The 23978-nt window shown below is 68.8% G+C and carries 20 protein-coding genes; 7 read left to right on the top strand and 13 right to left on the bottom strand.

Features of this window, described 5'->3' with window-relative positions; all coding sequences use genetic code 11:
• Positions 1 to 66 precede the first annotated feature (66 nt).
• A complete protein-coding gene (locus I6J77_RS16575; RefSeq protein ID WP_204109889.1) occupies positions 67 to 927 on the top strand; it encodes a DUF6159 family protein in 861 nt (286 codons plus the stop codon).
• 153 nt (positions 928 to 1080) lie between these two features.
• Here I6J77_RS16575 and I6J77_RS16570 read toward each other — a convergent pair whose 3' ends face one another.
• Positions 1081 to 1857, bottom strand: coding sequence for a pteridine reductase (locus I6J77_RS16570; RefSeq protein WP_204109888.1), 777 nt, complete (start codon positions 1855 to 1857; stop codon positions 1081 to 1083).
• 54 nt (positions 1858 to 1911) lie between these two features.
• On the bottom strand, positions 1912 to 2721 hold the full coding sequence (locus I6J77_RS16565) for a hypothetical protein (RefSeq protein WP_204109887.1): 810 nt from the start codon (positions 2719 to 2721) through the stop codon (positions 1912 to 1914).
• A 189-nt stretch (positions 2722 to 2910) separates the two neighbouring features.
• Here I6J77_RS16565 and I6J77_RS16560 point away from each other — a divergent pair, with 189 nt between their 5' ends.
• From I6J77_RS16560 to I6J77_RS16550, 3 genes are all read left to right on the top strand, one after another.
• Positions 2911 to 5085, top strand: a complete 2175-nt coding sequence (locus tag I6J77_RS16560; RefSeq protein ID WP_204109886.1) for a TonB-dependent receptor — start codon at positions 2911 to 2913, stop codon at positions 5083 to 5085.
• A gap of 89 nt (positions 5086 to 5174) precedes the next feature.
• Entirely contained in the window at positions 5175 to 6368 is a 1194-nt protein-coding gene (locus tag I6J77_RS16555) for a class I SAM-dependent methyltransferase (RefSeq protein ID WP_204109885.1), read from the top strand.
• 74 nt (positions 6369 to 6442) lie between these two features.
• Entirely contained in the window at positions 6443 to 6787 is a 345-nt protein-coding gene (locus tag I6J77_RS16550; RefSeq protein ID WP_239309065.1) for a VanZ family protein, read from the top strand.
• Here the strand turns inward: I6J77_RS16550 and I6J77_RS16545 are convergent.
• The 3 genes from I6J77_RS16545 to I6J77_RS16535 all read right to left on the bottom strand — a co-directional run bounded on the left by I6J77_RS16545 (position 6764) and on the right by I6J77_RS16535 (position 12138).
• The gene (locus tag I6J77_RS16545) at positions 6764 to 8998 is read right to left on the bottom strand and encodes an LTA synthase family protein (protein ID WP_204109883.1); all 2235 of its coding nucleotides are present in this window, start codon (positions 8996 to 8998) and stop codon (positions 6764 to 6766) included. The genes I6J77_RS16550 and I6J77_RS16545 overlap by 24 nt on opposite strands.
• A gap of 64 nt (positions 8999 to 9062) precedes the next feature.
• On the bottom strand, positions 9063 to 10310 hold the full coding sequence (locus tag I6J77_RS16540; protein WP_204109882.1) for a multifunctional CCA addition/repair protein: 1248 nt from the start codon (positions 10308 to 10310) through the stop codon (positions 9063 to 9065).
• A 142-nt stretch (positions 10311 to 10452) separates the two neighbouring features.
• The gene (locus I6J77_RS16535) at positions 10453 to 12138 is read right to left on the bottom strand and encodes a tetratricopeptide repeat-containing sulfotransferase family protein (RefSeq protein ID WP_204109881.1); all 1686 of its coding nucleotides are present in this window, start codon (positions 12136 to 12138) and stop codon (positions 10453 to 10455) included.
• A 166-nt stretch (positions 12139 to 12304) separates the two neighbouring features.
• Between I6J77_RS16535 and I6J77_RS16530 the strand changes: the two genes are divergently transcribed.
• The gene (locus I6J77_RS16530; RefSeq protein WP_204109880.1) at positions 12305 to 13900 is read left to right on the top strand and encodes a sulfotransferase; all 1596 of its coding nucleotides are present in this window, start codon (positions 12305 to 12307) and stop codon (positions 13898 to 13900) included.
• Positions 13901 to 14065: 165 nt separating this feature from the next.
• On the opposite strand, the gene I6J77_RS16525 is transcribed toward I6J77_RS16530, so the two are convergent.
• Positions 14066 to 15004: a complex I NDUFA9 subunit family protein gene (locus tag I6J77_RS16525; RefSeq protein ID WP_204109879.1), complete on the bottom strand. Its 939-nt coding sequence runs from the start codon at positions 15002 to 15004 to the stop codon at positions 14066 to 14068.
• 37 nt (positions 15005 to 15041) lie between these two features.
• Positions 15042 to 17087, bottom strand: a complete 2046-nt coding sequence (locus I6J77_RS16520) for a transglycosylase SLT domain-containing protein (protein WP_204109878.1) — start codon at positions 17085 to 17087, stop codon at positions 15042 to 15044.
• A gap of 75 nt (positions 17088 to 17162) precedes the next feature.
• On the opposite strand from I6J77_RS16520, the gene I6J77_RS16515 reads away from it, so the two are divergent.
• On the top strand, positions 17163 to 18809 hold the full coding sequence (locus I6J77_RS16515) for a glycoside hydrolase family 17 (RefSeq protein ID WP_239309063.1): 1647 nt from the start codon (positions 17163 to 17165) through the stop codon (positions 18807 to 18809).
• Here the strand turns inward: I6J77_RS16515 and I6J77_RS16510 are convergent.
• The 5 genes from I6J77_RS16510 to I6J77_RS16490 form a co-directional block, all read right to left on the bottom strand.
• The gene (locus I6J77_RS16510) at positions 18723 to 19139 is read right to left on the bottom strand and encodes a hypothetical protein (RefSeq protein ID WP_204109877.1); all 417 of its coding nucleotides are present in this window, start codon (positions 19137 to 19139) and stop codon (positions 18723 to 18725) included. The genes I6J77_RS16515 and I6J77_RS16510 overlap by 87 nt on opposite strands.
• Positions 19136 to 19945, bottom strand: coding sequence for an endonuclease/exonuclease/phosphatase family protein (locus I6J77_RS16505; RefSeq protein ID WP_204109876.1), 810 nt, complete (start codon positions 19943 to 19945; stop codon positions 19136 to 19138). The genes I6J77_RS16510 and I6J77_RS16505 overlap by 4 nt, the downstream gene beginning before the upstream one ends.
• 113 nt (positions 19946 to 20058) lie before the next feature.
• Positions 20059 to 20709 carry a thiol:disulfide interchange protein DsbA/DsbL gene (locus I6J77_RS16500; protein ID WP_204109875.1) on the bottom strand — a complete coding sequence of 217 codons (651 nt, stop codon included), beginning with the start codon at positions 20707 to 20709 and terminating at the stop codon, positions 20059 to 20061.
• Positions 20710 to 20765: 56 nt separating this feature from the next.
• Positions 20766 to 21644, bottom strand: a complete 879-nt coding sequence (locus I6J77_RS16495) for a thiol:disulfide interchange protein DsbA/DsbL (protein WP_204109874.1) — start codon at positions 21642 to 21644, stop codon at positions 20766 to 20768.
• A 65-nt stretch (positions 21645 to 21709) separates the two neighbouring features.
• Positions 21710 to 22429 carry a cytochrome c gene (locus tag I6J77_RS16490; protein WP_056714372.1) on the bottom strand — a complete coding sequence of 240 codons (720 nt, stop codon included), beginning with the start codon at positions 22427 to 22429 and terminating at the stop codon, positions 21710 to 21712.
• Between the two features lie 164 nt (positions 22430 to 22593).
• Between I6J77_RS16490 and yihA the strand changes: the two genes are divergently transcribed.
• Entirely contained in the window at positions 22594 to 23253 is a 660-nt protein-coding gene (yihA, locus tag I6J77_RS16485; RefSeq protein ID WP_204109873.1) for a ribosome biogenesis GTP-binding protein YihA/YsxC, read from the top strand.
• A gap of 222 nt (positions 23254 to 23475) precedes the next feature.
• Here yihA and I6J77_RS16480 read toward each other — a convergent pair whose 3' ends face one another.
• The gene (locus I6J77_RS16480; RefSeq protein ID WP_056715369.1) at positions 23476 to 23967 is read right to left on the bottom strand and encodes a GAF domain-containing protein; all 492 of its coding nucleotides are present in this window, start codon (positions 23965 to 23967) and stop codon (positions 23476 to 23478) included.
• Between the last annotated feature and the right edge of the window lie 11 nt (positions 23968 to 23978).

The following is a 23978-nucleotide window of genomic DNA, read 5'->3' as shown; positions in this document are numbered from 1 at the left end:
AAAGGCGCATCACGGGCCTGAGCCCGTCTGTCTGAACGCGGGTCCACGATCGAGGGGAGCAGGAACATGGCCGGAAAGTTTGCCCGCAGCTGGGCGTTGATGAAGGCGAGCGCCACGGTGTTGCGCTCGGACAAGTCGTTGCTGGTGTTTCCGCTGCTGTCGGGTCTGTGCACCTTGCTGGTGGCGGCCAGCTTCCTGGTGCCGGTGGGCATGATGGTGATCGGCGGCGCGCACGCCGGCGAGGACTTCCACGAACGCATGTCGGTGGGCAGCTACCTGCTGATGTTCGTGTTCTACCTGGTGCAGTACTTCGTGATCATCTTCTTCCAGACCGCCCTGACCGGCGTGGCGCTGATGCATCTGCGCGGCGAACCGACCAGCGTGGGCGCGGGCCTGGCGCTGGCGCGCTCGAAGCTGCCGCAGATCTTCGGCTATGCGCTGATCGCCGCCACGGTGGGCCTGCTGCTGCGGATGATCCAGGAAAGGCTGGGCCTGATCGGTCGGCTGGTGATCGGCTTCATCGGTCTGGCGTGGACCGTGGCCACTTTCCTGGTGGTGCCGGTGCTGGCCAGCAAGGATGTCGGCCCGGTCGACGCGGTGAAGGAAAGCGTCGAGCTGCTCAAGCGCAGCTGGGGCGAAAACATCATCGGCAATGGCGGCATCGGCGTCGTGTTCGGCCTGCTGATGTTCCTGGCGGTGCTGGTCGGCGCCGTGCTGATCGGTGGCGCGGTGGCGATGCAGTCGGTCGTCGCGATCGTGCTGGCGGCGGTGATCGTGGTGGTGGGTTTCGTCCTGCTGGCCCTGATCCAGTCCTCGCTGCAAGGCATTTATTCGGCCGCGCTGTATCGCTACGCCGAAGCTGGCGAGGCCAGCGTGGGCTTCGACCAGGCCTTGCTGCAGCAGGCGTTCGCGCCGAAGAAGAAGTAGCGCAAGAGCGGACCCCACCCCGACCCTCCCCTGCGCGCAGGGGAGGGAGCAAAGCAGAAGCTCGAAGCGGCCGGGATACCCTCCCCTGCACGCAGGGGAGGGCAGGGGTGGGGTCCACGCTACCGGATCGCCCATCGCAGCGACGCCCGAACCTCACACCGCCAACGTCCTTCCTCCATCCACCCGGATGATCTGTCCGGTCACGAACGGTGCGTCGCGCAGCAGCCACAGCACCGCGCTGGCCACGTCGTCCGGTGAGCCGGAGCGTTGCAGCGGCGTGCGTGCCAGCATTGCCTGCTGGTCGTCGTAGGCCTTGCCGTCGCCGGGCCACAGCACGGCGCCGGGGGCGACGCCGTTGACCCGGATATCGGGGCCCAGATCCAGCGCCAGCGAGCGGGTCATCGCGGCCAGCGCAGCCTTGGCCATGCAGTACAGCGGATGCCCGGCCAGCGGACGCTCGGCGTAGATGTCGATCATGTTGACGATGGCGCCGCCCGATGCGCGCAGCGCGGGGATGGCGGCCTGGCTGAGGAAGAACGGCGCCTGCGCGTTGGAGGCGAACAGCGCGTTCCACTGTTCGGCGGTGGCCGTGCCCGCGGGCGTGGAAAAAAACGCCGACGCGTTGTTGACCAGCGCATCCAGACGGCCATAGCGCTCGAGCAACTGATCGATCATGCCGGGCAACGTCGACAGCTCGGCGAGTTCGGCCTGCAGCAGCAGGGTGCTGCCGCTGCGTTGCGCTTCGAGCTCGTCGGCCAGCGCGCGCGCGTCGGCGGCCGAGTGACGATAGTGCAGCGCCACGTCGTAGCCGGCTGCATGCAGTGTCCGCGCGATCACCGCGCCGACCCGACGGCCGGCGCCGGTGATCAGCGCGACGGGTCGATCCGCGCCGGGTCGACCAGCACCGGGTCGATCATCGGAAGGTGACATGCGGCGGCTCCGGCAACTGTGCAGCCTGCAGCTTGCCGCAAAGCCGCGTCAGCGTCACCCGCGCTGGGGCGGGTCGGGCTTCTTCGGGCGCGTCTTGCCGGCAGTTTTTTGCGCGGCGCCGGCGACCTTGCGGGCGGCCGTGGCGACCGCCTTGTCGACCAGCTTGCCGGCCACGCGCCGCGCCGCTTTCGCGGCCGGCTTCGACTTCGGCGCCGGCTTTGGTTTGCCGGTGGTCGCGGCGTCCGCGTCGGCTGTTTCCTCAATCGTCATCTCGCTCTCGAACATCTCGATCGCGGTGGCGGCCACTTGCCCGGTGTCGTAGTACGCGTACGCGCCCACGCCCAGCGCGCCGACCACCGGCAGCCAGCGCGACAGGCCCTTGCTCAACGTGCGCTGGGTGAGTTTCACGCCGATCTGCTTCGCCACGCGCTGGGCCACGCCCCACGACATGCGGCGGAAGATCAGCCGGTCGCCCATGCGCACCACCAGGTCGCGGAAGGCCTGCGCCGCGGTGTGGCGGAACAGGCACCACATCATCTGCTCGCGCCCCAGGCTCGCGTGGCGGCCGTAGGCGGCGGCGATGTCGCTGACCATCTGCCCCTGGATTTTCCAGATCGCGATCAGCTCCGGCAGCAAGGTCAGCCAGCCCAGCGGCCCCGGCGGCAGGGCCAGCGAGCCGGCGGTCAGCGCGGCGCGCTGGGCGGCGCGGCTGGCCAGCTTGCGCGCCTCGTTGGCCGGTTCCCTGCTGCTGTCGATCCGGCTATTCGGCACTTCGCTGACGAAATCAAGGATCGCCGCGGTGATCCTGCCCGGCTCGCCGGGCGCGATGACCGCGGGAACCTGTTGGCTGGGTGACTTGTTCATGGGCGACTCCGTGCAGACGAGGCGAATGCGCGCGGCTTGCGTTCCCCGCAGTCTAGGGAGTGCGCGTGAAGCGGGGCTCAACACGATGACCGGTCACGCGGTGCGTGACTTCTGGCCCGGGCCGTCGTGCGCCGCGTTGGATATGTTATAACATAACAACTCAACCTCCCGTCCTTGCCGGAATTCCCGATGACACACTCCCCGCTCGCCCTGGCTCTTGCCGTCGCGCTGGCCATGCCGTTCGCCGTCCACGCCACCGTTGCCGACCCCGCTGTTGCCACCGCGGCGGCGCATGGCGACGATCCGGCCGACAGCGGCAGTCGCAACCGGCAACCGCAGGTGCAGGATCTGGATGCGATCTCGGTGTCGGGCGCGCTCGACCAGGCACGCAACGCACTGTCGCCCGATACCGGCAGCAGCCAGTACGTGATCGATCACCAGGCGATCGCGCAATTGCCGCTGGGCGCGTCGACGCCGATCAACCAGGTGCTGCTGCAGGCGCCCGGCGTGGTGCAGGATTCGTATGGCGGCCTGCACGTGCGCGGCGACCACGCGAACCTGCAGTACCGCGTCAACGGCGTGATCATTCCCGAGTCGATCGGCGGCTTCGGCCAGAGTCTCGACGCGCGCACGATCCACACCGTGAAGCTGCTCGACGGTGCGTTGCCGGCGCAGTACGGCCTGCGCACGGCGGCGGTGGTCGACATCACCACGAGGAGCGGCCACGACTCGGGCAATGGCGGCAGCGTGGGCATCACCGGCGGCAGCAACGCCACGCTGAACCCGAACGCGTCGGTATGGGGCAGCCGCGATCGCTGGAGCTGGTTCTTCACCGGCAACACCATGGAGAACGACGCCGGCATCGAGAACCCCACGGCGAGCCGCAAGCCGATCCACGACCACACCAATCAAGCGAAGGGCTTCGGCGACATCAGCTACCTGATCGACAACGACACCCGCCTGAGTTTCCTGTTCGGCGTCGCCAACAACCGCTTCGATATCCCCAACAACCCGGACCAGACGCCGCTGTTCGGTTACCTGGACACGGTGGATTTCAACTCGGCCGAGCTCGCCCAGCGTCAGCGCGAGAACACCCGCTTTGGCGTGCTGGCGTTGCAGGGCAAGCTGGGCGCCACCGACTATCAGGTGTCAGTGGGCCAGCGTTACAGCGGCCTCGCCTATGCGCCGGACCGGATCGGCGAACTGATGTTCAACGGCGTCGCCTCCGGCATCACCCGCAGCAATCGCGCCAGCACCTTGCAGGCCGATTTCGCCACGCCGATGGGCGATCACCACACCTTGCGCTACGGCGTCTACGGCAGCTTCGAGCGCGCGGCCAGCGGCAACGACGCGTGGGTGTTTCCGGTCGACGCCGACGGCAACCAGGCCAGCACCACGCCGGTCAACATCCTCGACGCCAGCCGCCTCACCGCAAGGACCTGGTCGGCCTATGTGCAGGACGAATGGAGCCTCGGCGCCAACTGGACGCTGAACTACGGCCTGCGCGGCGACCGCTATCAGCTGGCGCGCAGCGAGAGCCAGCTGAGTCCCCGCGCTGGCCTGGTCTGGCAGGCCACCGGCAGCACCGTGGTGCATGCCGGCTATTCGCGCTATTTCACGCCGCCGGCGACCGAGATGATCGCCAGCAGCAACATCGCGAAGTTCGACGGCACCACCAACGCCGTGGCGGACACCGGCAACAACACGCCGCTGGCCGAACGCTCGGATTATTTCGACGCGGGCATCTCGCAGAACCTCGGCTCGGCCTGGACCGTGGGCGTGGACGCCTACTACCGCAAGGTGCAGCGCCTGCAGGACGAAGGCCAGTTCGGCTCCGCCCTGGTCTATTCCACCTTCAACTACGCGGCGGGCCGGGTGAAGGGCGTGGAGTTCACCGCCAATTACGAGCAGGGCCCGCTGACGGCGTACTTCAACGCGTCGCTGGGCAAGGCGATCGGCCGGCGCATCATCACCAGCCAGTACAACTTCGATCCCGACGACCTGGCTTACGTCAACAACCACTGGATCTTCCTGGACCACGACCAGAAGCTCACCTCGTCCGGCGGCATCAACGTCGCGCTGAGCGACAGCACCCGCGTCGGCGCCGACTACCTTTTCGGCAGCGGCCTGCGCAAGGACGGCGAGGTGCCGAACGGCGCCTCGCTGCCCGCGTACTTCCAGCTGAACCTCAATGTCGCGCACGACTTCGCCTTCGCCGGTTTCGGCAAGCTGCACGCGCAAGTGGCGGTGATCAATGCGCTCGATCGCACGTATGAACTGCGCGACGGCAGCGGCATCGGCGTGGGCGCCCCGCAGTTCGGCCCCCGTCGCGGCATGTACCTGAGCCTGCAGAAGGACTTCTGAGCTCCGGCCCGCGTGGCGATGGCATTCGTCACGCGGGCTCGGCGGCTTCATCCGCTATCCTTGCGGCGCTGAATTTCAGGGCCGCATCCATGCAAACCCGTTTACCCGAGCCCGGCGCCGACGAACGCGCCCACTCCGATCACCTGTTGCAACTGCTGCGCGAGCAGATCGCCTCGCACGGGCCGATGCCGTTCGCGCAATACATGGAGCGTTGCCTGTACGCGCCGGGGCTGGGCTATTACAGCGCCGGTCGCACCAAGTTCGGCGAGGCCGGCGACTTCGTCACCGCGCCGGAACTGGGCGAGCTGTTCGCCGGCTGCGTGGTGAACGCGGTGCAGCCGGTGCTGGCGATGCTGGGCGAGCAGGCGGACTTCCTCGAACTCGGTGGCGGCAGCGGCGCGTTTGCCGAATCCGCGCTGAAGGCGCTCGCCGCCGCCGGCAGCTTGCCGCGGAATTACCTGATCCTGGAGCCGAGCGCCGACCTGCGCGAACGCCAGCGCGAACGCCTGCTGGCGAATCTTCCGGCCGAACTCAACGCACGCGTGCAATGGCTGGATCGGCCGCCGGAGCAGGACTGGCGCGGCGTGCTGTTCGCCAACGAGGTGATCGATGCCTTGCCGGCCACGCGTTTCAGCATGCGCGATGGCGAAGTATTCGAAGAGCATGTGGTGCTGGACGGCGAAGGTCGCCTGAAGCGTACCGATCGACCGGCCGATGCGCTGGTGTCCGGCGCCGTGCGCCACGTCGAGCGCGACCTGGGCGCCGAGTTCGCCGACGGCTATCGCTCGGAAATCCTGCCGCAGCTGCCGTACTGGGTGCAGGCGGTGGCCGGTTCGCTGGTGGCCGGACTGATGCTCTTCGTCGACTACGGCTATGTGCGCCGCGAGTTCTACCTGCCCGAACGCGACGACGGCACCCTGATGGCGCACTACCGCCACCATGCGCACAACGACCCGCTGTACCTGCCGGGCCTGAACGACCTCACCGCCTCGGTCGATTTCACCGCGCTGGCCGAGGCCGGCAACAGCGCCGGCTTCGGGGTGGCAGCGTATCTGCCCCAGGCGCAGTTCCTGATCGGCGCGGGCCTGCAGCAGGTGTTCGAGGACGCCCACGAAAAGGCGCCCGACGAACACGCCCGCTACCGGCTGTCCCAGCAGGTGAAGCGCCTGATGTTGCCCGACCAGATGGGCGAGCGCTTCCAGGCGATGCTGCTGGCGCGGGGGCTGGAAGCATTGCCGCTGCCGGCCGAGTTGCTGGCAGCCGACCAGGGTGGCCGGCTTTGATCGAAGTGGTCCGCGTTCAGCCGTCTGGACGGCTGCGCTGGCACAAAGCCTGGGTCGTGCTCGGCGGTCTGATCATGGGCTGGACGCTGTGGATGGCGCTGACCCCCGACCCGGGCATCACGCTCGCCTTCCCGTACGGCGACAAGCTGCTGCACGCGATCACCTTCACCTGCCTGATGGGCTGGTGGGGCAATGTCTATCGCGACCGGCGTCCGCGCGCGTGGGCGGCGCTGGGTTGCCTGGCCTTCGGCATCCTCATCGAGTTCGCCCAGTGGCTGGACCCGCCCCGCGATGCCGATGCCTTCGACGTGCTGGCCGACGGCATCGGCGTGGTCATCGCGCTGGGCTTGCTGCGCACGCCGCTCGCCAGGGTGCTGGCGAGCGTGGAAGCGTTCTCAGTGCATCGTCGCCGGCGCTGACCCGGCCGAACTGGCGGGCGCCGGAGCCGAACTGGCGGGTGCGGGCGCCGAGCCGGGGGACGCGGGAAGCGCGCTGGCGGGCACGGGCAGCGGCTCCACCGGCGTCGAATCCGCCGGGCGCCGCCCCAGCTGGCCGCGCTTGAACAGGTCGCTGGCCACCTGGTAATAGGCCACTGCGTCGGCGATCTGCTGCGGGTCCTGCGGCTCGATCGGCGTGGCGTCGCCGGTGGCGTAGTCCGGCTTCATCTGCTCCAGCTTGCGCTGCGGCTCCAGCACGGTGAGCACGTCGTCGTGCAGGTAGCCGAGCTTTTCGTAGGTGGCCGGGAAGGCCCGCTCGCGACCGGCTTCCAGCTGGAACAGGTCGTAGCCGAAGAAGCGCGTGCGATAGCTGAAGTTGAGCAGGCCCAGCACGGTCGGTGCGATGTCGACCTGGCCCATCAGCCGGTCCACCCGCTGCGGCGGAATGTGTTTCGGCGAGTAGATCCACAGCGGGATGTGGTAGCGGTTGATCGGCACGCTGGTCTTGCCCGCGCTGGAGGCGCAGTGGTCGGCGGTGATCACGAACACGGTGTCGTCGAAGTAGGACTTCTCGCGGGCGCGGCGGATGAAGTCGCCGATCGACCAGTCGGTATACGCCACGGCGCCTTCGCGCGTGCCGTTGGCCTGTTTCACCCGGCCTGCCGGGAAGGTGAACGGGCGATGGTTCGAGGTGGTCATGATGTGCAGGAAGAACGGCTTGCCCGCGGCGTGGATCTGGTCCATCTGGCCCAGCGCCAGCGTGTACAGGTCCTCGTCGGCCACGCCCCACACGTTCTCGCCGTGGATCGTGGCGCCCTTCGGAATGTCGCGCCGGTCCACCGTGCGGTAGCCGTTGCTGCCGAAGAACTGGTTCATGTTGTCGAACTCGCCGTAACCACCGTAGACGAAGTCGGACTGGTAGCCGCGGTCGTTGAAGATGTCCGCCAGCGAGAACAGGTTCTCGTTGTCATGCGCCTTCAGCAACGAGTCGCCGGGCGTCGGCGGCACCGACAGCGACAGCGCTTCCAGCCCGCGCACGGTGCGCGTGCCATTGGCGTACAGCTTGTCGAAGAACAGGCTGTGGTCGACCAGCGAGTCGAGGTAGGGGGTGATCTTCTGCGGGTTGCCGAAGGTGCCCAGGTAATCGCCGGACAGGCTCTCCACGCTGATCAGTACCACGTTGAGGCGCTTCTCCGGGCCGCTGCGGCGGATCGCCCGGGTGAGGTCGTGCAGGTCGCTGCTGACATAGCTGGAGTCCGGCGTCTTCAGCATCTCGCGCACGCGGCGGAAGGCGTCGTCGTCGGGCAGGGTGCGGTAGAACTTCGCGTAGTCGAGGTGGCTGCTGCGGAAGGCGTTGAAGAACTGGTAGATGCCGTTGCCGGCCAGCTCGTTGACGTAGTTGTTGCCGGTGCGGTCCTTCATGCCGCCGTTCACCGCGGCCACCGAGATCACCGTCAGCACCAGCCACAGCAGCACGACCTTGCCCCGTTGCCAGAAGCGGCTGCCATCGTCGCGCACGCGCAGGGCGCGGTGGCCGACCGCCAGCACCAGCAGCGCCAGTACCGCCAGCAGGCTCACCCACAGGCCGATCGGGTACGACTCGCGGATATTGCCGATCACCTCGGTGGTGTAGACCAGATAGTCCACCGCGATGAAATTGAAGCGCACGCTGAACTCGTTCCAGAACACCAGCTCCGAGGCGGCCACGAACAGCAGGCCGTAGATCAGCAGCAGCGCGAACCCGTACAGCACCCACTGGCCGGTGCGCGAGGTGTAAGTGAACGCCGCCAGTGGCAGCACGAACAGGAACGGCAGCAGCGCCGGCCAGGTTTCCTTCAGCCCGGCGTGATAGTGCAGGTGCAGCGCGACCAGGCAGAGCGTGCACGCCAGCGCCATCGCCACGGCATAGGCCAGCCAGCGCAACAGCGGCGCCACCCGCCCCGATCGGGTCGGCACGATCCACAGGAACAGCACCAGCGGCCACGCCACGTAGATGAAGGTGACCACGTCGTAGAACAGCCCCACGCCAAACGCATAGGCGAGATTGAACGCGGTGTGCGGTACCTCGGCACCCGACATCACCAGCAGCACCACGCGGGTGGCGAAGGTGATCACCAGATAGCTGATCGCCAGCCACCATAGCGGACGGAAGCGCTGGGGAACGGGAGAGGGGCGGGTAAAGGCACGCGGCACGGGCAACTCCGAAGCAGGCAAGGGGACGCCACCGCCCGTTGCGGGCGGCAAAATCAACGCGCCTTTATACCGCGGATCGGTTCCCCGAAGAGTTCGCCCTCAGTCCGGCGATCGCCTGGATGCGCGCGTTCTCCATCGCCTGTCCGATCGCCGGCCCGGCCATGCCTTGCGCCACGAACGAGGCGGACTCGACCGCGGCAGCGACCGCCCGCGCCTCGCGCAGATAGTCGGCCTGCGGATAGGCGTCATCGCCGTGGCCCAGGCGGCCGCGCTTGTCGGCGGTGCAGGCGGCGAGAAAAAGGTCCAGCCGTGCCGGCCGGCGCAAGGCATCCGTCGCGGTCAGCAGCTTCAGCACGGTGGCCGGCTTCAGCTCGAACGCGCGATGCACGTTCAGGTGCTCGCGGCAGACCAGCTCGGCCAGCGCGGCGTGTTCGGTGGGCACCTTCAGCCGTGTGGCCAGCGCACGCAACGGCGCCACGCCCCGATGCTCGTGGCCGACGTGGCGCGGCAGCTCGGCCGCCGGGCTCAGCGCCTTGCCCAGGTCGTGGGTCAGCGCGCAGAAACCCACCACGTCGTTGCCGGGCGCCAGCGTCGCCGCGGCATCCAGCACCATCTCCACATGCACGCCGGTGTCGATCTCCGGATGGAACTCGGCGCGCTGCGGCACGCCATACAGCGCGTCCACTTCGGGGAACAGCACCGCCAGCGCACCGCATTCGCGCAGCACCCGCAGGAACGCCGACGGCTGCGCCTCGCCCAGCGCCTTGCGCGTCTCGGCCCACACCCGCTCGGGCACCAGGTGATCGACCTCGCCGTCGCGCACCATCTGCTGCATCAGGGCCATCGTCTCCGCGGCCACGCTGAAACCCAGCGGCGCGAAACGCGCGGCAAACCGTGCCACCCGCAGCACCCGCACCGGGTCCTCGACGAAGGCTTCGGACACGTGGCGCAGCACGCGCGCCTCGAGGTCGGCCACGCCGCCGAACGGGTCGGTCAGCGCACCGTGCTCGTCCTCGGCGATCGCGTTGATGGTCAGGTCGCGCCGGGCCAGGTCCTGCTCCAGCGTGATCGTGGCATCGGCCTGGAACACGAAGCCGTGATAGCCGCGCCCGCTCTTGCGCTCGGTCCGCGCCAGCGCATATTCCTCGCCCGTCTGCGGATGCAGGAACACCGGGAAATCCTTGCCCACCGGCTTGTAGCCCAGCGCCAGCAAGGCCTCCGGCGTCGCACCCACCACCACGCGGTCATGATCGACCACGGGGCGCTTCAGCAGTTTGTCGCGGACCGCGCCGCCGACCAGGTAGATGTGCATGGGGGGATGATGCCACGGGCTCTTGTCGAGTCGGTGAACCGCACCGCCTCAGCCAGCGCCAGAACAAATGGAGAAGCAAAAGGCGTCAGGGCCATTCCCTGACGGCTGGCAGGTGCACCGACGGTGGGGCTTTCCGAAGTCCCTACTCTTCGCCGCGGGCACGTCGAAGATCTGACCAGGACACTCCCGCCGCCCGCAGCTTCTCCCGCAGTGCATCCAGCTTCTCCCCATACCGCGCACTGCGCGCCGTATCCCGTCGCAGCGGCTGTCGCACCTGTGCCGCGCTGATCGTCAGCACGGTGCGGGATGACTGGTGGAAGGCCAGGCAGGCGGGGTCGAACGGCAGTTCGCAGAAGTCCAGCAGGCGGCGGATCTGCGCCTCGGGCTCGGCTTGCAGGGCTTCGTAGTCGTGGTCGAAGCATTGCGCGGGATGGCGCTGCTGCCAGAGCTTGCTCAACTGCGCATAGCCGGCGTAGTAGCCGACGATGTCATCCAGGTCGTAGCTGTAATTGACGGACTGGTTGCCGAACAGCTGGCGGTAGAGGGCGAAGCAGGTTTCCAGCGGATCGCGGCGGGAGTTCACCACGCGGGCGCCGGGCAGCATCGCCAAGGCGGCGCCGACGAAGGCCCAGTTGTCCACGTTCTTGTCGGTGAAGCGGGGACGCTGCTGGCGCCAGCGCCGGGTGCGCGCGAGGTATGCCTGGCCCAGTCGATGCCAGTCTTCGGCGCTGGCCTCCGGCACCCATGCAGGGAAGGCTTTTCCGCGGCGCGCGGATTCTTCGTCGAGCAGCTGGGGCAAGTCGAGGATTTCATCGGCGCCATCGACCTGCGGGTGCGCGGCGAGGATCTGCTCGGTGAGGGTGGAGCCGGAACGCGGCATGCAGACCACGAAGATGGCCTCCTTGCCCAGGGTGGGGTCCAGCGGCGCGGGCAGGGAGCCGGTGAAGGCGGCGGCGATCGCCTCGACACGGGCGCGTTCTTCGTCGCGGCTCCAGTACACGTTGCGCCGTTTCATCGCGTTGGCCGCGCCGAGCACGTCGAACGCGCGTGCGTGGTCGCCCTGGTCTTCCAGTGCCTGGGCGAGGGTGAAACCCAGCAGCAGGCGCGCGTCGTCCGGAAGATCGGGGCGGGCCAGCTGGGCCTGCAGCCCGGTGGCGTCGTCTGCGCTGAAGGGTTCGACCTTCATGTTGGCCAGGGCAAACCACGCGGCGGCGCAGTCCGGCTGTCGCCGCAGGGTTTCGCGGTGGATTGCCACGGCGGCGGCTGTGTCGCCAAGGCTGGTCAGCACGGTTGCCAGTGTGTTGCGCGCCTGCAGATGGGCAGGCTCGATCGACAGCGCCTGTTGCAGGGCATCGCGGGCGCTTTCCATGCGCGCGCAGAACTGCAGGCCCTTGCCCAAGTTGTACCAGCTTGCGGCGTCCTGGGGCGCAAGCTCGCTGGCGCGTTGCAGGTAAGCCAGGCCCGCGTCGGCGTCGCCGGTTTCGATCAGCGCGCTGCCCAGGTTCATGTTGAGCGTGGGGTCGTCCGGGCGGGTGGCGAGTGCATGCCGCAGATGTTCGATGGCCTTGGCCGCGTTGTTGCCCATCAGCGCCGCAATGCCGGCCAGCCGGTGCGCTTCCGTGCATGTGGGCGCCAATGCCAGCACATGGGCCAGCAACCGTTCGGCGTGTTCGAGTTCGCCGCGGCCCAGCGCACCGCGCGCCTCGGCAAGATGTTGCACGGCCGCTGGCGAAAGTGCGCTCTGCGCCTGCAAGGGGGGAGCTGCCGGATGGCCGGACATGCGCAACGATTCCTGGGTGGACGGACGGATCATGGTAGAGGAAGCCATGCACGGATGGCCGCGATGCCGCGGTCGACCCGCTTCCACAGACGGGTGCGGCGGGTTTTGTTCCCGCAGCGGGGCCTTCATGGCGGATGGCCTGGCCGGATCATTGCTTCCAGATGCGGCCCCCCTCGCTTAAGCTGGCTGCATGGGGTAATCCGGGAAACGCAAGATGGTGGCAATGCAGGTTCATCCGCTGCTGCTCGGCCGCACTGCCGGCCTGCCGGCGGCGGCGCGCCAGCGCTACGACGAGGCCACGGTGGCGATGGCGCGTCGCGAGCTGGACGCCGCTGGCGCGGCGCTGGCCGACGTGCTGGCGATGGCGCCGGATTTTGTCGAGGCGCAGCGCCTGCAGGGGCTGGTGGCGCATATCCGTGGCGACCATGCCGGGGCGGTGGCGATCCTGCGGCGGGCGCTGGTCACGGAGCCGGACAACGCGCTGCTGCACATGAACCTGGGCATGTCGCTGTACAGCGGGGGCGAATTCGCCACCGCGTTTTCGTCCTTGCGCCGTGCCTGCGAACTGGCTCCCGATTTTCCGCCGGCATGGTTCAGCCTGGGCCGTGCATTCCAGCAGCAGGGGCGTACGGCCGGTGCGATCACGGCGCTGCATCGGGCGGTGGACCTCGCCCCCGACGACCCGGTGATGCGCAGCCTGCTGGCCGAGGCCCAGGCCAGCCTGGGTGCGGTGGCCGCCGCGTGCGCGAATTATCGCGAGGCCTTGCGGCATGAACCGGATCACGCCGAGGCGTGGCTCGGCCTGGCCCGGTTGCAGGTCGAGCCGTTTTCGAAGGATGACCTGGCCCGCCTGAAACAGGCGATGCAACGTCCCGGCACGTCGCCACAGGCGCGCGTGATGCTGGGCTTCGCGCTGGCCCGCTGCCTGGAGGACCAGGGCGACTACCATGCCGCGTTTCGCACGCTGCGCAAGGCCAATGGACAGAAGCGCAAGCTGGTGAGCTGGAACGCGGCGGCGGTGTCCGCCCGGATCGCGCGCATCCGCGCGGCCTTCGCCCAGCCGCCGGGCGAGGTCGAGGATCCGCGGCTGGGCGAGCAGGTCGTCTTCATCGCGGGGCTGCCGCGCTCGGGCGGCGGCCTGCTGCGGCGCGTGCTTGCCGGTCATGCCCAGGTGGACGCGAGCGAGCGGCCGCAGCATCTGCGCGCCGTGATCGAGGAAGAATCGAGGCGCCGGCAGCGGGAATTTCCCCAGTGGACCATCGGGGCCACGCCGGCGGACTGGGCGCGGCTTGGCCGCGACTATCTGGCGCGGGCCGTGCGCGCGCAGGAAGACAAGCGCTGCTTCATCGACCAGAGCGACCAGGACTGGCACCTGATGGGCGCGGCGATGGCCATGCTGCCCGGCGCGCGACTGGTGGATTGCCGTCGCGATCCGCTGGAGAACTGCCTGAGCTGCTATCGCCAGTTGTTCTCGTCCTGCAACGAGTTCAGCTACGACCTCGACGAACTGGCGAGTTTCTGGCGCGACTACGACGGACTCTGCGCGCACTGGCAGCAGTTGCATCGCGGGCGCGTGTTCGTGCATGAGCACGAATCGCTGCTGGCCGATCCGCCGTTGCAACTGCATCGCCTGCTGAACTTCCTCGGGCTCGATGAGGACCCGGCCTGCCTGGACGTCCATGCCAACCGGCGCCAGGGCGCGGCCGGCAACACCGCGCGGCTGCGCGAGCCGTTGCGCTGGCAGGAGCCGCGGGCGCCACGCTACCGCGGCAAGCTGGATCGGCTGCGGGTGTTGCTGGGCCTGCTGTGAATCGGTGAGCAGCGACTTCCCGGAGTCCGTGAAGAAAAACCACTTCCTGCGGTTTTCTTCCATCGCGCGTCCGATGCATGCTTGAACGGGCTAACGCGAGTCAGCCACTTGGGCGACCGATTCGCGGTCGACCATGCCTGGCCGACCTGAGAGGTTGAAAACCTCTCAGCGCCGCAGCGACCGCGCCGCGGCCAGCCGGCGTTGCCGCGCCGGTTCGCCCAGCAGCACCGGCAGCCACGGCGCCAGCGGCTGGGGCGTGATGCCGAGGGCGGCGTAGCCATCCACCTTGCCCACCGAATCGGTGCGCAGCGAACGGAAGTTGTCCAGTGAAAACGGCTTGCCCGGCAACAGCTCGGCGAACTGCGCCTGCAACTGGCCGAGGCTGTCGGGCAGGGCGACGATCGGCGTGCGCAGGCCCGCGGCATCGCGGATGCGGCGCACGATCTCGCCCAGGCTGAGCACGTCGGGGCCGTACAACTCGAAGCTGCGCTGCCGGCCCAGGCGCTCGTGGTTCACGCAGCTGGCGATCGCCTCCGCCACGTCACCGACCCAGGTCGGCGCCAGGCGCGACTGCGCGCGCGCCAGCGGCAGCGCCGGCATGTTCCGCAGCAGCGCGGCGAAGCGGCTGACCAGGCCGTCGCCGCGGCCGAAGATCACGCTGGGCTGGTAGATCGTCCAGTCCAGCGCCGAAGCCCTGACCAAGGCTTCGGCTTCGCCGCGCGTCTTCAGGTATTGCGACAGGCCCTGGCCGGCTTTCAGCGAACTCATCTGGTGCAGGCGTCCGACGCCGCTGTCGTGGCAGGCGGCGATCAGCCGCCGGGTCAGTTCGACGTGGGTGCGCTGAAAGCTGTGTCGACCACCCTGGTTGAGAATGCCGACCAGGTTGATGGCCGCATCGGCGCCTGCCAGTTGGCGACGCAGCACGGCGTCATCGTAGATGTCGGCGTTGCGCACGCTCACGCCCGGCAGCACGGCGAGTGCGCGATGCCGCTCGCGATCGCGACTGAGCAGCACGATGCGATGGCCGTCGGCGGCCAGTCGCGGGACCAGCTGCTGGCCGAGGAAGCCGGTGCCACCGAGGATGACGAGTTGCTGTGCGGCCATGGGCGGCGTTCCTTGCTGAAACAGGTGCGGAGATCGCTCAGCGAGAAACGCTGGCGGCGCTGGCCGGGGCCGTCGTCGGCGCGGTGGTCGGCGCCGGGCAGCTTACTTCGCGGCGTGGCGTGCCATTGCCGGGCAGGCTGTAGGGCTGGCCGATCGCCTCCATGCGGGTGGCCAGCGGCACCACCGTATGGCCGTCCAGACGCCAGTCGTAGATCACGCTGAAGGCCATCACTCGGGCCACGTACTCGCGGGTTTCCTTGTAGGGAATGCTGGCCACGAACAGATCGGTGGGCAGGGTGCCGCGGGCGGCCAGCCACTGGTCGACCTTGTTCGGGCCGGCGTTGTAGGCGGCGCTGGCCAGCCATGGCGAGCCGTTGAAGCGCGCCGCCATCTGCGCCAGGTAACGGGTGCCCAGCGCGATGTTGGTGGCCGGGTCGTACAGGCTGTCGCCGCCGGCCCAGTCCAGTCCGTTGCGCCTGGCCACCAGCGCGGCGGTCTCCGGCAGTAACTGCATCAGGCCGCGCGCATCGGCGCCGGAATGCGCGTCGCTCATCCACGCGCTTTCCGCGCGCAGGATGCCGTAGGCCCAGGCCGGTTCGATGCCGGCCTGCTCGGCCTGCGGCACCAGGCCGTCCTGGCTGGCCAGCGGGAAGCGCAGGTCATACAGGCGCAGGGCATCGCCGCTGCTCAGGGTGAATACGGCGCGGTCGTACCAGCCGCGGCGGTTGGCCATGTCGGCGGCGATCCTCTGCGTGGCCACGTCGCTGCCCTGCAGGGCGCGTGTCCATTCGCGCCGGGCCAGTTTCGGCAGGTCCACCGCGTACAGCTCGAACGCGCGCACCAGCCCCGGCATCGCCAGCAGCTGCTGTTCGCGCTGCGGGTCGTCGGCCAGGGTCAGCGGGCAGATCGCGTACGGCTGGTCGAGCCGGTCCGCCGACATGAAGCCGAAGAAGGTCGGCTGGTCGGCCTGCTCGGCGAACTGCCGCCGGGCTTCGTCGGCGCGGCCCAGCGCGGCCAGCGCGCGGCCGCGGAAGTATTGCCATTCGCCATCCTGCTGCTGGCTGGCAGGCATCGCCTCGATGCCCGCCAGCGCCGCGCTCCAGTCCTGCCGGGCCAGCGCCACGCGCACGCGCCATTCGCGGGTGCTGTCGGTCTGCGCGGCGGCGGGCAGCGCGATCAGCCGGGCCAGGGCATCGTCGTCGAAGTCGGTGGCGCGGAACAGCGCCAGGGTCTGCAGGATGCGGTTGCGCTGGGCCTCGCTCAGCGTGAAGCGCGATTGCAGCTGCTGCCACGCGGCGTCGGCGCTGTCGCTCTGGCGTCGGGCCAGCCGGGTCAGCGCCAGCGTGACGGCGTGGCGCTGGCGCGTGCCGTCGGGCCAGTTCTTCGCGTCAGCGACCGCGGCAGCCGGATCACGCAGCGCGGTGGCCAGTTGCTGCGCGGCGGGCTGTTCGCTGGCAGGCAGCCAGCTGGCCAGGCTGGCGATGGTGCCGGCCTGGCCGGCGTCGGCCGCGCGATCGATCCGTGTCCACAGCCGTGCGTCGGTGAGCAGGCCCTGGTCGTGCGCGGCGTCGAGCACCGGATCGCAGGCACCGGGCAGGTTGGCGCGGGTCCACAGTTCGGCCAGGTCGCGCTGGAAATCCAGCTTGCCGCCGCCGGCGAGTTTCGCCTGCAGCGCGTCGCAGCTGAGCGTGTCGCCGAGGCCGGGCTGGTACAGCGCAAGAAAGCCGCTCCAGTCCTGCCGGCGCGCCAGCTCCAGCAGGAACGCGCGGCGCAGGTCGGCCGCGGGTATCCAGTCCGGATACTGCGCGAGATAGGCTTCCACGCTGGCGCGGTCGACCTGCTGGATGTCGTGCTGCAGCGCCGCCGCAGCCAGGTACGGATACAAGGGGTAGTCGTGCAGGTTGCCGGCAAACTGGCGCCAGCCGTCGCCGCCCTGCTGGGCGACGGCGTACGCCTGCTTGAAGGCGACGCGTTGCGCGGCGTCGGGCGTGGCGGCCAGTGCGGTCGAGCCGGTGAGCAGCCAGGCGCCGGCCAGCGCCAGCCAGGCCAGCGGCACGCGCCGCGACGAAGCGAATGAAAACATGACAACTCCTGCGGTGGATCGCGGCCAGTGTAGTGGATGGCCCGTTTCAACTTGTCGGCATTCGGTGAGTGCGCGGTGGGCCCTGTTAAGCTGTCGCGCTTCATCCACGCCTTTACCGGGATCGGCATGTCGCCAGCTGCTTCGCCTGTTTTCCGTCGCGTCTGGCCGGCGTGGCTCGCGCTGGTGGTGATGGCACTGGCCGCCGCGTGGTGGTGGTGGGCGATCGGTCGACCGGTGGCCTTGCCGGATGCGCCGTCGGCGCGCATCGCCTGCGTGTCGTATGCGCCGTTTCGTCGTGCCGGCGAGACGCCACTGGACCCGACGGCGCACATCAGCGCCGAGCGCATCGATGCCGATCTTGCCGCGTTGTCGCAGCGCTTCGATTGCGTGCGCACGTATTCGCAAGGGCAGGGGCTGAGCGCGGTGCCGGCGATCGCCGAACGCCATGGCATGAAGGTGCTGATGGGCATCTGGCTGGGCGGCGACGCGAAGGCGAACGCCGAGCAGGTGCGGCTGGGCATCGCCACTGCAAACAAGTATCCGCAGGTGCTGCGCGGGGTGATCGTGGGCAACGAGGTGCTGTTGCGTGGCGATCTGCCGGCCAGCCAGTTGGCCGTCTATCTGAAACAGGTGCGCGAGGCGGTCACGGTGCCGGTGACCTACGCCGACGTGTGGGAGTTCTGGTTGCGCCATCCCGAGCTGGCCGGCTCGGTGGACTACCTGACCATCCACATCCTGCCGTACTGGGAAGACCAGCCGGTGTCACCCGAGCGGGCGGTGCAGCATGTGGCCGACGTCTATGCGAAGGTGCAGCAGGCGTTTCCCGGCCGCGCCGTGATGATCGGCGAGACCGGCTGGCCCAGCGCTGGCCGCCCGCGCCAGGCGGCCAGCGCCAGCGTGGTCAACGAGGCCCGCTACCTGCGCGAATTCCTGCGCTACGCGGCCACCGTGCACATGCCGTACAACGTGATCGAAGCGTTCGACCAGCCGTGGAAACGTGCCCAGGAAGGCACCGTGGGCGGCTACTGGGGCATCTTCGATGCGCAGGCGCGGCCGAAGTTCGCGATGCAGGGGCCGGTGGTGGAAGAGCCGCACTGGTGGGCGGGCTGGCTGGCCGGCGTGGCCGGCGCCGGCGTGTTCCTGCTGGTCGGTGCGTGGCGTCGTCGCTGGCGCGGAGCGCGTGGCTGGCTGGCCCTGACGCTGGCCGGCGCGGCCAGCGGCGGCGCGCTGGCCTGGCAGTTCCGGCAGATGTGGTACGCCTGTCGCGACGCGTGGGAATGGACGGTGTCGCTGGGCGCCTGCGTGCTGGCGCTGCTTACCGCGCTGCGCCTGGCGCGCTGGATCGCCGCGCGCCTGTGCGGGATGACGCCGCCGCTGCCGCGGCCGTGGTGGCGACTGGGCTGGCTGTTCGCGCTGGCCTTCTATGGCCTGTTGCTGGTGGTCGACGGGCGCTACCGGGATTTTCCGCTGGGCCTGTTCCTGTTGCCCTGCGCCGGCTACGCGCTGTCCGGCTGGCTGTCCGATCGTCGCGCGCCGCTGATGCCGTTGCTGGAGGAGCGCTTCCTGGCCTGCGTGCTGCCCTTGCCGGCGGCGCTGGTGCTGCTGCAGGAATCCGGCCTCACGTATGTGGCTTGGCTATGGCTGGGTGTGAACCTGCTGCTGGTCGTGCCGGTGTGGTCGGCGTGGCGGCAGGCCGTCCGCCTGCAGCCTGATCAGGCGTAGGCAGCCGATCAGCGCAGCCAGCGCGCCGCTCTCGAAGCAGTACAGCTGCAGCGCCACGATGCCCAGGGCGGCGGCCAGCCAGGCCAGCCACGGACGCTTCCACACCAACGCCAGCGCGGTCGCGATCAGCGCCGCGATGCCATACACGTTGTGCAGGAAACCCAGCACCAGCCGTTGCCGCCACGGGCACCACCACGGTGCGTGGCCGGCGCCGCATTGCTGCGCCATCGAGCCGGGCTCGACCACGCCATAGCGCAACCACGCGCCGAGCAGCGCCACCAGCAGCAGGGCCAGCCATGGCCAGGCCAGTCGCCATCGGTTCGACGTCATCGGCTGCGCTTCGCCGAGGCCTTGCCGCCGACGTGCGCCGGCAGGCGGATCTCCGCCGCCAGCGGCAGGTGATCGGAGAACGCCTGCGGCAAGGCCCAGGTTTTCTCCAGCGTGATCGCCGGCGAGGTGAGGATGTGATCCAGCGCCCGCCGCGGCTTCCAGCTGGGGAAGGTGGGCGTGGGCTGGGCTGGCGGCTGCAAGGTGGACCTGGCGAAAAGATGCTTCATCTCGGCGCTGCCGGGCTCGGCGTTGAGATCGCCCATCAGCACCGCATGGGGGAAATCCTGCAGCAGCTCGGCGATGAAGCCCAGCTGGCGCGCGCGCGCCTGCGCGCTCAGCGACAGGTGGGCGATCATCACCGCCAGCGCGTTGTCGCCTTCACCGAACTGGGCCAGCAGGGCGCCGCGGCCCGGGATGCGGCTGGGCAGCGGGTAGTCCGTCACCGAATGCGGTTCGAGCCGGCTGATCAGCCCGTTCGCCGAATGCGCCAGCCGCGCCATCGCCCGGTTGGGCTGATGGCTCCAGAACGGCAGACCGGAGGTTTCGGCGAGGTAGCGGGTCTGGTTGAGGAAACCCGAACGCAGGCTGCCCGCATCGGCTTCCTGCAGGCCGACCACGTCGAACTGCGCCAGCACTTCGGCGAGCCGGTCGAGGTTGTCCATCTTGCTGCGCCCGGGCAGCACCGCACTGAGGCTGCGCGTCACGTACTGGCGATAGCGCTGCACGCTGGCGCCGGCCAGGATGTTGCAGCTCAGCAGGCGCAGGTGGCGCTCGGCAGGGGCGGTGGAAACGGAGGCGCGAGTCATGGCGGGCCACTACGCGAAAAGGGGAAGCCGGCGCATGGGTTCATGCGCCGAGATGACGGCTAGCATGATCCATCCGGTGTGAATGCCACGCCAGCCGCCGGGGAACCCGGCGATTACTTGCCGGCCAGCTCGCGCTTCACCAGCCACTGCGTGACGGCGACCATCTCGTCATAGGAGTGCACCGCGGCGACGCGGTACTTGCCGTTGATCACGATGGTCGGCGTGCCATCGACCTGCCACTTCTGGATCAGGGCGAGGTCGCTCTTCATCTGGTCGGTGGTCTGGGTCGACGTGGCCGCCTGCATGAACGCGGCGCGATCGACACCCGCGCGGGCGTAGAAGTCGGCCAGTTCGTTCATCGAGTTGATCGGATAGTGCTGTTCGAACTTCGCCTGGAACAGGGCCAGGTGCGTGCGATCCAGCACGCCCAGCTGCTTGGCCGCGTAGAACGCCCGGGCAAACGGCACCCATTCGGCACTGAACGGCGCCGGCAGCAGCTTGAACTCCACGCCCTTGGGGAACTGTTTGGCCAGTGCATCGGCCACCGGCGCGAAGTGGGCGCAATGGATGCAGCCATACGAGAACACCTCGACCACTTCCACCTTGCCCTCGCTGCTGTAGCGCTGGTGCGGGGCGGGCAGGGTGACGTACTCGGCGCCGTCGGTGTACGGGTCCACCGCACCGGATTTCGCGGTGCAGGCGGTGGCCAGCAGCAGGCCGGCAAGCAGGATCAGGACGCGGGAACAGGCGAATCGCTGGAACATGGGTTTCTTCGCTCGAATGCGGTGGGGATGCCGGCTGACCAGCTTAACCGAAGCGCCTACTTGCCGGCCGCTTCCTTCGACACCAGCCACAGGGTCAGCTCGATCGACTGTGCGTAACCGCCCGCGGAATTCGCCGTGAAGCGGTATTTGCCGTTGACGATCATGGTCGGCGTGCTGTCCACGCCGTAGGCCTTCATCAGGTCGTCGGCGCGCTTCATCTGGGTGTTGACGCTGAACGAGTTGGCGACGGCGACGAATTCCTTCGGGTCGACGCCGTACTTGGCGTAGAACTTCGCCGCGTCCTCGATCGTGGGCCACGCCTCGTGCGGCTTCAGCCCGCTCGAGGTGGCGTTGTAGGTCGACAGTTCCTTGCTCTTCCACACCGCGTCGTACATCGCGTCGTGGCTCTTGTCGACCACGCCCAGCGCCTGCGCGGTGTAGAACGCGCGCTGGTACATCGGCCAGTTTTCGTCGGGACGGAACGAGGCAGCGAGATAGTTCATCACCGCGTCCGACGGCAGGCTCTTGGCGATGCGGTCGACGGTGGAATGGAAGGCGTTGCAGGCGGGGCAGCCGTAGGAGAACACCTCGGTCACCTCGATCTTGCCGGGGTGGCTGGTCGGCTGCGCCGGATCGATGCGGAAGTAGTTCTTGCCCTCGACCCACTTGCCGGTGTCCACGAACGGCGCGGCGGCCACCGCCGGCGTTGCCGCTTCGGCGGGAGCCTGGGCCGGCGCGACGGTCGCACTGCTGGCGGGCGCCGCGGCGGTGCTGGCGGCCGCGGCCGTGGCGGGGCTGCTCACGGCGCTGGCCGGCGCCGTGCTGGTGACGGCCGGAGCGCTGGCCTCGGCGGCGGGGCTGCCGCTGTTGCTGTCATGGCTGCAGGCGGCAAGCGCGAGCAGGGCGGCACACAGGAACGGCAGACGCTTCAACATGGCAGACCTCGAAAGTGGGGCGCGAAAACCAGCGCGCCGACGTTTGAAGGTCGGCGCGGGTTCGATCAGGGAGTGGCGGCCGGCTGGCTGTCGGCGCTGTGCAGGCCTTCGATGTAGCTGGCCAGGGCGGCGATGTCGTCGGGGGTCAGCTGCTTGGCGATCGCCGGCATGATCTGCGCGTGCGCGTCGTCACCCCAGGTGGTGCCGTCGTGCCAGGACTTCAGCGTCGCCTCGATGTACTGCGCGTGCTGGCTGGTCAGCTGCGGATACATCGCACCCGGATTGCCGCGGCCGTCGATGCTGTGGCAGGCCATGCAGGCCGGGATGCCACGGGTCGAATCGCCCTGGCGGAACAGCGTCTGGCCATGCTCGACCAGGGCCTGGTCGGCCACGCCCGGCAGGGCCGTCTTGCTGGCGAAGTAGGCGCCCACGTCGTGCATGTCCTGGGTCGACAGCGGCGCGGCCATGCCCATCATGATCGGGTTCTGGCGCTTGCCCGCCTTGAAGTCGGTCAGCTGGCGCACGATGTACTGCTCGCTCTGGCCGGCCAGCTTCGGGTACTGCGCGTCGGCGGAATTGCCGTCCATGCCGTGGCAGGCGCCGCAGACGGCGGCCTTGGCCTGGCCCGCGGTGGCGTCGCCCGGCTTGGCCGGGGCTTCAGCAGCGGCGACGGCCGGTGCGGCAGGCGCTGCAGCGGCGGTGCTGGCGGCAGCGGGGGCCGCGGTCTCCGGCTTGGCATCTTGAGCCATCGCGGCGCTGGCGGACAGCGCGAACACGAGGGCCATGGCGGACCCGAGAACAGCGGGCCGAAAACCAGCGGACCGAAAACTCATACACTTGACTCCCGAGAGACTTGCAAACACTGCCAGCGATTGCGGCCATGCGGTCCGCAACAGGCAGAAACCGAAGAATTATCCCTGCGCCACCCCAGCTTGGTCAAACCATCCCCATGTCGAATCCCCTCCAGGGCGCGCAATTCGTGCTCGCCGCCCATCGCATCAGCCAGCTTCCCGTCGACCAGGGCGCGGAAGTCGCCTTCGCCGGCCGTTCCAACGCGGGCAAGTCCAGCGCGTTGAACGCGCTGACCAACCACAAGGGACTGGCACGCACCTCTAAGACGCCAGGGCGCACCCAGCAGATGGTGGCCTTCAGCCTGCCGCCGCACAGGGATGCGCAGGAGCGACCGGCCCCCGACCTGCGCCTGATCGACCTGCCCGGCTACGGCTACGCCAAGGTGCCGCTGGACATGCGCGAGCACTGGAAGCAGGAGATCGACGCCTACCTGCACCAGCGCCGCAGCCTGCGCGGGCTGGTGCTGATCGTGGACATCCGCCATCCGCTGAAGGAATTCGACCGGCTGATGCTGCAGTTCTGCTTCGACACCCAGCTGCCGTGCCACGTGCTGCTGACCAAGGCGGACAAGATCTCGCGGGGCCAGGCGGCGCAGGCACTGGCCGCGTTGCGCAAGCAGTTCGCCGCCGAAAACCTGTCCGCCACCGCCCAGGTGTTTTCCTCGTCTGCCGGCACCGGGGTGGAGGAGGCGCGGCAGGCGGTGATGGACTTGCTGGCGCAGCCGCGCGAAGGCGCACATCAGGACCGCGAGCGCTGAGTTCTCAGAGCCTGTGAAGGAAGCCACTTCCTGTCGCTTTCTTCTATCGCACGTCCGGTACATGCCCGGACGTGCTCACGTGAATCAGTCGCTTGCGTGACCGAGCCACGCCCGGCCATCGGGCAACTGCTTCTGCGTTGCCTCAATTCGGGCATCCATGCCCTCGCCATGGCCGGGCTTCGAGGTTGAAAAATCACAACCTCTCACGGCTGAGCTTCGGTTTCAGCCCTGCACGGCGTCCATGAACACCGCGCACAGCGCTTCCATGCCGGCGCGGTCGTCCTCGTCGAAGCGGTCGGTGACCGGGCTGTCGACATCCCACACGCCGAGCAGCGAACCGTCGGCCCTGACCAGCGGCACCACGATCTCCGATTGCGAGGCGGCGTCGCAGGCGATGTGCCCGGCGAACGCGTTGACGTCGCGCACCAGCTGGGTTTCGCGGGTCTGCGCGGCGGTGCCGCAGACGCCCCGGCCCAGCGCGATGCGGATGCAGGCGGGCTTGCCCTGGAACGGGCCCACCACGAGTTCATGGCCGTCGTACAGGTAGAAGCCGGCCCAGTTCACCTGCGCCAGGCTGTGATAGACCAGTGCGCCGAAATTGGCCGCGTTGGCGATCAGGTCGCGCTCGCCGGCCAGGATGCCGCGCGCCTGCTGCACCAGATCGGCGTAGTGCTCGCGCTTGCTGGCATAGGTCTGGGCTTTCAGGTCGAACATGCGATGCGTCC

This window comes from Rhodanobacter sp. FDAARGOS 1247, assembly GCF_016889805.1.
GTDB lineage: Bacteria > Pseudomonadota > Gammaproteobacteria > Xanthomonadales > Rhodanobacteraceae > Rhodanobacter.
This window is presented reverse-complemented; position numbering and strand designations above follow the sequence as displayed.

Bases quoted from the DNA above. Each gene is read 5' to 3' on its own strand.
- I6J77_RS16575 (WP_204109889.1), top strand. From the start codon at position 67: ATGGCCGGAAAGTTTGCCCGCAGCTGGGCGTTGATGAAGGCGAGCGCC.
- I6J77_RS16570 (WP_204109888.1), bottom strand. From the start codon at position 1,857: ATGTCACCTTCCGATGATCGACCCGGTGCTGGTCGACCCGGCGCGGAT.
- I6J77_RS16565 (WP_204109887.1), bottom strand. From the start codon at position 2,721: ATGAACAAGTCACCCAGCCAACAGGTTCCCGCGGTCATCGCGCCCGGC.
- I6J77_RS16560 (WP_204109886.1), top strand. From the start codon at position 2,911: ATGACACACTCCCCGCTCGCCCTGGCTCTTGCCGTCGCGCTGGCCATG.
- I6J77_RS16555 (WP_204109885.1), top strand. From the start codon at position 5,175: ATGCAAACCCGTTTACCCGAGCCCGGCGCCGACGAACGCGCCCACTCC.
- I6J77_RS16550 (WP_239309065.1), top strand. From the start codon at position 6,443: ATGGGCTGGACGCTGTGGATGGCGCTGACCCCCGACCCGGGCATCACG.
- I6J77_RS16540 (WP_204109882.1), bottom strand. From the start codon at position 10,310: ATGCACATCTACCTGGTCGGCGGCGCGGTCCGCGACAAACTGCTGAAG.
- I6J77_RS16535 (WP_204109881.1), bottom strand. From the start codon at position 12,138: ATGGCTTCCTCTACCATGATCCGTCCGTCCACCCAGGAATCGTTGCGC.
- I6J77_RS16530 (WP_204109880.1), top strand. From the start codon at position 12,305: ATGGTGGCAATGCAGGTTCATCCGCTGCTGCTCGGCCGCACTGCCGGC.
- I6J77_RS16525 (WP_204109879.1), bottom strand. From the start codon at position 15,004: ATGGCCGCACAGCAACTCGTCATCCTCGGTGGCACCGGCTTCCTCGGC.
- I6J77_RS16520 (WP_204109878.1), bottom strand. From the start codon at position 17,087: ATGTTTTCATTCGCTTCGTCGCGGCGCGTGCCGCTGGCCTGGCTGGCG.
- I6J77_RS16510 (WP_204109877.1), bottom strand. From the start codon at position 19,139: ATGACGTCGAACCGATGGCGACTGGCCTGGCCATGGCTGGCCCTGCTG.
- I6J77_RS16505 (WP_204109876.1), bottom strand. From the start codon at position 19,945: ATGACTCGCGCCTCCGTTTCCACCGCCCCTGCCGAGCGCCACCTGCGC.
- I6J77_RS16500 (WP_204109875.1), bottom strand. From the start codon at position 20,709: ATGTTCCAGCGATTCGCCTGTTCCCGCGTCCTGATCCTGCTTGCCGGC.
- I6J77_RS16495 (WP_204109874.1), bottom strand. From the start codon at position 21,644: ATGTTGAAGCGTCTGCCGTTCCTGTGTGCCGCCCTGCTCGCGCTTGCC.
- I6J77_RS16490 (WP_056714372.1), bottom strand. From the start codon at position 22,429: ATGGCCCTCGTGTTCGCGCTGTCCGCCAGCGCCGCGATGGCTCAAGAT.
- yihA (WP_204109873.1), top strand. From the start codon at position 22,594: ATGTCGAATCCCCTCCAGGGCGCGCAATTCGTGCTCGCCGCCCATCGC.
- I6J77_RS16480 (WP_056715369.1), bottom strand. From the start codon at position 23,967: ATGTTCGACCTGAAAGCCCAGACCTATGCCAGCAAGCGCGAGCACTAC.